Origin of the sequence: Metapseudomonas boanensis, from assembly GCF_018704125.1 — a bacterium.
Lineage (GTDB): Bacteria > Pseudomonadota > Gammaproteobacteria > Pseudomonadales > Pseudomonadaceae > Metapseudomonas > Metapseudomonas boanensis.
On the sequence record NZ_JAGTIS010000018.1, the window covers coordinates 69,447 to 77,259 of the forward strand.

At 62.4% G+C, this 7,813-nt stretch carries 7 protein-coding genes; 4 read left to right on the top strand and 3 right to left on the bottom strand.

Annotated elements, in window-relative coordinates; genetic code table 11:
• Positions 1–95: 95 nt before the first annotated feature.
• From J7302_RS23035 to J7302_RS23045, 3 genes are all read left to right on the top strand, one after another.
• Positions 96–1,283 (top strand): acetyl-CoA C-acyltransferase, encoded by a 1,188-nt coding sequence (locus J7302_RS23035; protein ID WP_215380226.1) that lies wholly within the window; start codon positions 96–98, stop codon positions 1,281–1,283.
• A gap of 11 nt (positions 1,284–1,294) precedes the next feature.
• Positions 1,295–2,422, top strand: a complete 1,128-nt coding sequence (locus J7302_RS23040) for an acyl-CoA dehydrogenase family protein (protein WP_215380204.1) — start codon at positions 1,295–1,297, stop codon at positions 2,420–2,422.
• Positions 2,423–2,681: 259 nt separating this feature from the next.
• Positions 2,682–3,455, top strand: a complete 774-nt coding sequence (locus J7302_RS23045) for an enoyl-CoA hydratase-related protein (protein ID WP_215380206.1) — start codon at positions 2,682–2,684, stop codon at positions 3,453–3,455.
• A 146-nt stretch (positions 3,456–3,601) separates the two neighbouring features.
• Here the strand turns inward: J7302_RS23045 and J7302_RS23050 are convergent, their stop codons facing one another.
• Positions 3,602–4,528, bottom strand: coding sequence for a LysR family transcriptional regulator (locus J7302_RS23050; protein ID WP_215380208.1), 927 nt, complete (start codon positions 4,526–4,528; stop codon positions 3,602–3,604).
• Positions 4,529–4,686: 158 nt separating this feature from the next.
• Here J7302_RS23050 and J7302_RS23055 point away from each other — a divergent pair, with 158 nt between their 5' ends.
• Entirely contained in the window at positions 4,687–5,919 is a 1,233-nt protein-coding gene (locus tag J7302_RS23055; protein ID WP_215380210.1) for an acyl-CoA dehydrogenase, read from the top strand.
• 234 nt (positions 5,920–6,153) lie between these two features.
• Here the strand turns inward: J7302_RS23055 and J7302_RS23060 are convergent, their stop codons facing one another.
• Complete coding sequence (locus J7302_RS23060; RefSeq protein WP_215380215.1) at positions 6,154–6,336, bottom strand: hypothetical protein; 183 nt, start codon at positions 6,334–6,336, stop codon at positions 6,154–6,156.
• 6 nt (positions 6,337–6,342) lie between these two features.
• On the bottom strand, positions 6,343–7,338 hold the full coding sequence (locus J7302_RS23065; RefSeq protein ID WP_215380218.1) for a TerC family protein: 996 nt from the start codon (positions 7,336–7,338) through the stop codon (positions 6,343–6,345).
• Positions 7,339–7,813: the final 475 nt, after the last annotated feature.

The window sequence follows — 7,813 nt, forward strand, 5'->3', positions numbered from 1 at the left end:
CAGTTGAACGTAGCCCGGACTTCAGTCCGGGGATCGCAGCGCAAGGGCGACCCGGATTTCGTCCGGGCTACCGAACGAGGAACCGAGAAATGAACATGAAATCCGATCCGATCGTAATCGTCAGCGCCGTGCGTACGCCCATGGGCGGTTTCCTCGGTGACTTCAAGGATGTCACGGCGGCCCAGTTGGGCGCTGCGGCCAACCGTGCAGCGCTGGAGCGCGCCAAACTGGCAGCCGATGCCGTGGACGAAGTGATCATGGGGTGCGTGTTGCAAGCCGGCCAGGGCCAGGCGCCGGCTCGCCAGGCCGCGCTCGGGGCTGGGCTGGATCAAGGCGTGGTCTGCTCCACGGTGAACAAGATGTGCGGCTCCGGCATGAAGGCCGTGATGCTCGCCCATGATCTGCTCCATACCGGCAGCGCCGACGTGGTGCTGGCGGGCGGCATGGAGAGCATGTCGAACGCGCCTTACCTGCTGGAGCGCGCCCGCTCGGGTTATCGCATGGGGCACGGCAAGGTGATCGACCACATGTTCCTCGACGGACTGGAGGACGCCTACGACAAAGGCCGCCTGATGGGCACCTTTGCCGAGGATTGCGCCCAGGCCTACGGCTTTACCCGTGAGCAACAGGACGCCTTCGCCATCGCCTCGCTGACCCGTGCGCAAAAGGCCATGGCCGACGGGCACTTCAATGCCGAGATCGTTGCCGTGGAGGCGAAGGTCGGGCGCGATGTGCGCACGATTGCCAGCGATGAGCAGCCACCCAAGGCGCGCCTGGAAAAGATCCCGACGCTGAAGCCGGCCTTCCGCGACGGTGGCACCGTGACAGCCGCCAACGCCAGTTCGATTTCCGATGGCGCCGCCTCGCTGCTGCTGATGCGCCTGTCGGAAGCGGAAAAGCGCGGCCTGACCCCGCTGGCGCGGATCGCCGGGCATGCGTCCTACGCCCAGGCGCCGAACCTCTTTACGACTGCTCCGGTGGGCTCAATCCAGCGCCTGCTGGCGCGCACCGGCTGGTCGCTGGATGACGTCGATCTGTTCGAGATCAACGAAGCCTTCGCCGTGGTGCCCATGGTGGCCATGCGCGATCTGGACATCTCCCACGATCGCCTCAACGTCTACGGTGGCGCCTGCGCACTGGGCCATCCGATCGGCGCCTCAGGTGCACGCATTCTGGTGACGCTGCTCAATGCGCTGCAGCAGCATGACCTGAAACGCGGCATGGCTGCGGTCTGTATCGGCGGTGGCGAGGCTACGGCCGTGGCCATCGAGCGCATGAGCTGAAGGAGAGTGTGATGATTCCGTCTGAAGAGGATATCCAGATCCGCGACGTCGCCCGGCAATTCGCCCAGGAACGACTGAGACCTTTCGCTGCTGATTGGGACCGTGAACACCGTTTCCCCGCCGAGGCCCTGCGCGAAATGGCCCAGCTGGGCTTTCTCGGGATGCTGGTTCCGGAAGAGTGGGGCGGCGCTGCAACCGGTCACCTGGCCTACGCCATGGCGCTGGAAGAGATCGCCGCCGGCGACGGTGCCTGCTCCACCATCATGAGCGTGCACAACTCGGTGGGCTGCATGCCCATCCTCAAGTTCGGCAGCGACGAGCAGAAGCGGCGCTTCCTGCGCCCGCTGGCCGAAGGCGAGATGCTCGGCGCCTTTGCCCTCACCGAGCCCCAGGCCGGCTCGGACGCCAGCGACCTGCGCACCCGCGCGCGTCGAGATGGTGATTTCTACGTCCTGAATGGCAGCAAGCAGTTCATCACTTCCGGTAGCCACGCCGGCATGGTAATCGTCTTCGCCGTCACCGATCCGCAGGCTGGCAAGAAGGGCATCAGCGCCTTCATCGTGCCTACTGATACTCCCGGTTACCAGGTGGTTCGGGTGGAGGACAAGCTCGGCCAGCATGCTTCGGATACCTGTCAGATCCAGCTGGACGAGGTGCGCATCCCGGCCTCCCTGCGCCTGGGCGCTGAAGGTGAGGGCTATCGCATTGCACTGTCCAACCTGGAGGGCGGTCGCATCGGCATCGCCGCGCAGTCGGTGGGCATGGCCCGTGCGGCGTTCGAAGCGGCGCGTGACTACGCTCATGAGCGGCAGACCTTCGGCAAACCGATCATCGAGCACCAGGCGGTGGCCTTCCGCCTCGCCGACATGGCCACCCAGATTGCCGTGGCACGGCAGATGGTCCATCACGCGGCCGCCCTGCGCGAAGCCGGCATGCCGTGCCTGACGGAGGCATCCATGGCCAAGTTGTTCGCCTCGGAGATGGCCGAGAAAGTGTGCTCGGCAGCCATCCAGACCCTGGGCGGTTACGGCTACTTGAAGGACTTCCCAGTGGAGCGGATCTACCGCGACGTGCGCGTGTGCCAGATCTATGAAGGCACCAGCGATGTGCAGCGCCTGGTGATTGCACGCAACCTTTGACCTTGTGGGCGCTGCGCTGCAGCCCTTGGCGAATGAATTGGCTCTGACGCTGTTATGTGTTGCAACTGGATGCATCCCTTGTAGGAGCGAGGGGGACGCCGAGTCCTTGCTCGCTAACCGGACCTTTTTCGCGAGCAAGCTCGCTCCTACGGGCTCTCAGTTCCATGGTTGATCGCTGGCAACAGCTAACGCCGATAGCGCCAATAAACTCGCCAACCGGGCCAGAGGTCCGGCCTCCAATTTCATCCAGGAGTTCCCCATGCCTTACGAAACACTGCTGGTGGACCAGGCCGACGGCGTTGGCCTGGTCACCCTGAACCGCCCCGAAGCGCTGAACGCCATCAACACCGCGCTGATCGATGAACTCAACCAGGTACTCGATGCCTTCGAGCGCGATGCCAACATCGGCTGCGTGCTCATCACCGGTTCGGCCAAGGCTTTTGCAGCGGGCGCCGATGTCAAGGAAATGGCCGAGCTGTGCTTCCCCGGCACTTACCTCGACGACTTTCTCGGCCGCTGGGACCGCGTAGCCGAGCGACGCAAGCCGATCATCGCCGCGGTTGCCGGGCATGCTCTCGGCGGTGGCTTCGAACTGGCGTTGATGTGCGACTTCATCATCGCTGCCGACAACGCGCGCTTCGGCTTGCCGGAGGTGAAACTGGGGGTGATTCCCGGTTCCGGTGGCACCCAGCGCCTGACCCGGCTTGCCGGACGCGCCAAGGCCATGGAGATGATCCTGACCGGGCGCAGCATGGATGCCGCTGAAGCCGAGCGGTGTGGTGTAGTGGCGCGGGTGGTACCGCTGCCGGAGCTGCTTGATGCAGCGATGCAGAGCGCCCGTCAGATCGCTGCCCAGTCGCGCACGGCCGTGCTGCTGCTCAAGGAATGCGTAAACCGCGTCGACGAAGGCTCCCTCGGCGAGGGCTTGCGCTTCGAGCGACGGCTATTCCAGGCCGTCTTCGCCACACCGGACCAGAAGGAAGGCATGGGCGCTTTCATCGAGAAACGCAAACCGGTGTTTGGGAAGCAGTAACGCGCAAGCCCGTGCAGTCATTGTGGGTGCGCATTGATTCGCAAAGTAGCCCGCTGGGCTGCCAGATCAAGTTCCTGGGGGCTGCTGGCGCAGCCCTTTGCGAATGAATTCGCACCCACAGGAAAAGCAGCAGCCCCGAGGGGGCTTCAGCCGCGCTCTGTTTTCTGCTCCTGCGCCGTCACCTGCTGGCAAATCTCGATGATCTGCTCGCGCATCCAGCGGTTGGCCGGGTCCTGGTCGGTGCTTTCGTGCCAGTAGAGGTGGGTCTCCAGTGAGGGGACGTCGTTCACTGGCAGGTCGACATAGTGGAGGTCCTGGCGGCGGGCGAAACGCTCCGGCACGGTGATCGCCATGTCGGTGCTGTGCAGCACGGTGGAAGCCATCAGGTAGTGCTGCGAGCGCAGTGTCACTTTGCGCTGGATGCCCATCTTGCCCAGTGACAGGTCGATGTAGCCGAGGCCACTGCGCCGGCTGGAAATATGGATGTGCGACAGCGAAAGGTATTCCTCCAGGCTGATCTTGTCCTTGGCCAGCGGGTGGCCGCGACGCATGGCGCAGACGTAGCGATCTTCCATCAGCTTGACGTGGCGCACTTGCGGGTCAGTGTTAAGCGGGGCATCAACTGCGAAATCGAGACGGCCGGCGGCCAGTTCCTTGGTGGTTTCCCGTCGCTTGGCCAGGAAGCTTTCGATCTGCACGGTCGGGGCGAGACGTCGCAGGCGCTGGAACAGCGGCGGCAGGATCACCGTTTCGGTGAGGTCGGTCATGCTGATGCGGTAGGTCTTGTTCGCCTGCGCCGGGTTGAAGGTGCGGCTTTCCTGTACCGAGACGCGCAGTAGCTGCAAGGCATTGCGCACGGGTCCGATGATGTTCTGGGCCATGGGCGTGGGCACCATGCCCTGGGCGGTGCGGACGAAGAGTGGATCGTTGAAGGTTTCCCGCAGGCGGGCGAGGGCGTTGGAGACAGCGGGCTGGGTGATGCCGACGATCTGCCCGGCGCGGGTCAGGTTGGCCTCGGTGTAAATGGCGTCGAAGACGATGAAGAGATTGAGGTCTACCTTGTTCAGATTCATGCCGAGCGTACTCCTTACCTTGTTCTTATCGATGGGACATATATCGGTGATGAATGTTCATACATGCGGATAATAGGCTAGGTAAATCTTACGCCCTGTTCTAGCATTCTTTCCAGACCTCCCCGTCGTTCCACATCATTTTCAGAAGGTAAGCCCGCATGGATTTCGCCTATTCCCCGAAGGTCCAGGAACTGCGTGAACGCGTCACCGCATTCATGGACGCCTACGTCTACCCAGCCGAGCCGGTGTTCGAGCAGCAAGTCGCCGAGGGCGACCGCTGGCAGCCCACCGCGATCATGGAAGAGCTCAAGGCCAAGGCCAAGGCTGAAGGTTTGTGGAACCTCTTCCTGCCGGAGTCGGAATACGGCGCGGGTCTCACCAACATGGAATACGCACCGCTGGCCGAGATCATGGGTCGGTCCTTGCTGGGTCCGGAGCCATTCAACTGCTCCGCGCCGGATACCGGCAACATGGAAGTGCTGGTGCGCTACGGCAGCGAAGCACACAAGAAACAATGGCTGGAGCCGCTGCTTCGTGGCGAGATCCGCTCGGCCTTCGCTATGACCGAGCCGGGCGTAGCCTCCTCGGACGCGACCAACATGGAAGCCCGCGCTGTACGCCAGGGTGACGAGTGGGTCATCAACGGCCGCAAGTGGTGGACCTCGGGCGCCTGTGACCCACGCTGCAAGATTCTCATCTTCATGGGGCTGTCCAACCCGGATGCGCCGCGCCACCAGCAGCACTCGATGATCCTGGTGCCGATCGACACCCCCGGGGTGAAGGTCCTGCGCCCGCTGCCGGTGTTCGGTTATGACGACGCGCCCCACGGCCACGCCGAGGTGGAGTTCGAGAACGTCCGCGTACCTTACGAGAACGTGCTGCTGGGCGAGGGCCGTGGTTTCGAGATTGCCCAGGGTCGCCTCGGCCCAGGCCGTATCCACCACTGCATGCGCTCCATCGGCATGGCCGAGCGCGCACTGGAGTTGATGTGCAAACGCGCCGTGAGCCGCACTGCGTTCGGCAAGCCGCTGGCACGTCTGGGTGGCAACATCGACAAGATCGCCGACTCGCGGATGGAGATCGATATGGCTCGCCTGCTGACCCTGAAGGCGGCGTACATGATGGACACCGCAGGCAACAAGGTAGCCAAGAGCGAGATCGCCCAGATCAAGGTGGTGGCCCCCAACGTCGCCCTGCGGGTAATCGACAGGGCCATCCAGATCCACGGTGGTGCGGGTGTCTCCAACGACTTCCCGCTCGCGTACATGTATGCCATGCAACGCACCTTGCGCCTGGCCGATGGCCCGGACGAAGTGCACCGCGCAGCAATCGGCAAGTACGAGGTTGGCAAGTACGTGTCGAAGGAGATGCTGCGTACCAGCGGTCACTGATCGACCGCGACGAAGGGAACAAGGCCTGCTGATGCGGGCCTTGCTTTTTAACTGTCTGCCATGGGGGAAGGGGCAGGGCGGGGACGCTCGATATCGCCCAGGCCCTTTGGCAAGCTTGGCGAATGAATCCGCCCCTACATTGGATTCGGCGGCTCATCCAGACCGTAGGATGGGTTGAGCGCAGCGATGCGCGTCGATCGCAGTCCGGCGCTTAACCATCCTAGACACGGCCCGTCACCAAGCTCCCTTCGGCGGCTCTGCCAGCTGGTTTCGCAACCACCCCATTCGCAAGTGCAGTTGCGCGGCAAAGGCGCGCGCGGCCAATTCTTCTCTGAAGGTCAGGCCGCGCTGCCCCAGACGCACTTGCCAGAATACCTGGCCATTCTTCTCGATGGCGTCAATCCGCACCTCTTTCATCGTTCCTCACTCTCTAGTCGCCTCGGGCTGGTGGTCCCGTGTCTTGAACAGGGACAACAACACACCGCCCGCCAGGAGGCCGAAGGTTACGCCAAGCGATAGCAGCGGGGGAATCTTGCCAATGAAACCGTGCAGGAAAATCTTGCCGCCGATGAAGATCAGCACCAAGGCCAGGGCGTACTTCAAATAGACGAATCGGTGCATCAATGCCGCCAGTGCGAAATACAGGGCACGCAGGCCGAGGATGGCGAAGATGTTGGAGGTGTAGACGATGAATGGGTCCTGGGTGATGGCGAAAATTGCCGGGACGCTGTCCACCGCGAACACCAGGTCGGCCAGTTCGATCAACACCAGTGCCAGGAACAGCGGGGTGGCATAGAGCAGCGCCTTGTTCTGCCCGGCAGGCTTCTGGCGCACGAAGAAGTGCGCGCCGTGCAGGTCATCCGTGACCCGGATATGGCGGCGGATGAACTTCAGCACGGGGTTGTTGGCCAGGTCCGGGTGAGTCTCCTGGCGGGCAAAGAGCATCTTCACGCCAGTGAGCAGCAGGAAGGCACCGAAGACGTAGAGGATCCAGTCGAACTCCTTCACCAGGGCGCTGCCCAGGCCGATCATGATGGCGCGCAGCACCACCACGCCGATGATCCCCCAGAACAGCACACGGTGCTGATAACGGCGGGGGATGGCGAAGAAGCCAAAGATCATCGCCATGACGAACACGTTGTCCATCGACAGCGACTGTTCGACCAGGAAGCCGGTGTAGAACTCCAGGGCACTTTGCGCGCCGAGCTCGAACCAGACCCAGACACCGAAAAGCACACCCACGCTGAAGTAGCCACCGTATAGCAGCAGGCTCTCGCGCATCTCGATTTCGTGCTGGTCACGATGCAGCACACCGAGATCGAAAATCAGCAGGGCAAGGACGATACCGAGGAAAGCCAGCCACAGCCAAGTGGCGGTGCCGAGGAAATCGGCGGTGAGAAAAGCATATAGAGCTGTCATGAGCCCCTCCTTACTGTCGTAGTTGACTGGTCAACAGTGACTCCGACATGGCGGCTGGCAGCCGTCAGAGGGGCCCGGTGTCACATGTGCAAAGCCTAAACATGGCCCGTGATCGGGAAAACAGGCGGCTTGTAACAAGGCTTTGCCTTTGTGAGTCACTTCAGATGGTGCGACTTATTCTCAGGTGATAATTAATGCTAGTAAGAATTATCCTGCCACCATCAGATTCCTGCTGTCTGCATGGTCCCGGAGCCTTGCAAAAAAAAAGGCTCATCGCGGAATCTGGGGGAGATGCGAGTTGACAGCCGGATAGCCGGTACTCTCTCTGTAGGAGCCAGCTTGCTGGCGAACATGTGCCATTCGCGATTCGCCAGCAAGCTGGCTCCTACAAGGTTTCGCGCGCCTTCGATGTGTCACTCCGCCCGACAAGTCCGCCAAGGAGGTGTTGCAGGCTGATGCGACAGAACGATTCCCG

Coding starts and splice junctions, on each gene's coding strand:
- J7302_RS23035 (WP_215380226.1), top strand. CDS start 96: ATGAAATCCGATCCGATCGTAATCGTCAGCGCCGTGCGTACGCCCATG.
- J7302_RS23040 (WP_215380204.1), top strand. CDS start 1,295: ATGATTCCGTCTGAAGAGGATATCCAGATCCGCGACGTCGCCCGGCAA.
- J7302_RS23045 (WP_215380206.1), top strand. CDS start 2,682: ATGCCTTACGAAACACTGCTGGTGGACCAGGCCGACGGCGTTGGCCTG.
- J7302_RS23050 (WP_215380208.1), bottom strand. CDS start 4,528: ATGAATCTGAACAAGGTAGACCTCAATCTCTTCATCGTCTTCGACGCC.
- J7302_RS23055 (WP_215380210.1), top strand. CDS start 4,687: ATGGATTTCGCCTATTCCCCGAAGGTCCAGGAACTGCGTGAACGCGTC.
- J7302_RS23060 (WP_215380215.1), bottom strand. CDS start 6,336: ATGAAAGAGGTGCGGATTGACGCCATCGAGAAGAATGGCCAGGTATTC.
- J7302_RS23065 (WP_215380218.1), bottom strand. CDS start 7,338: ATGACAGCTCTATATGCTTTTCTCACCGCCGATTTCCTCGGCACCGCC.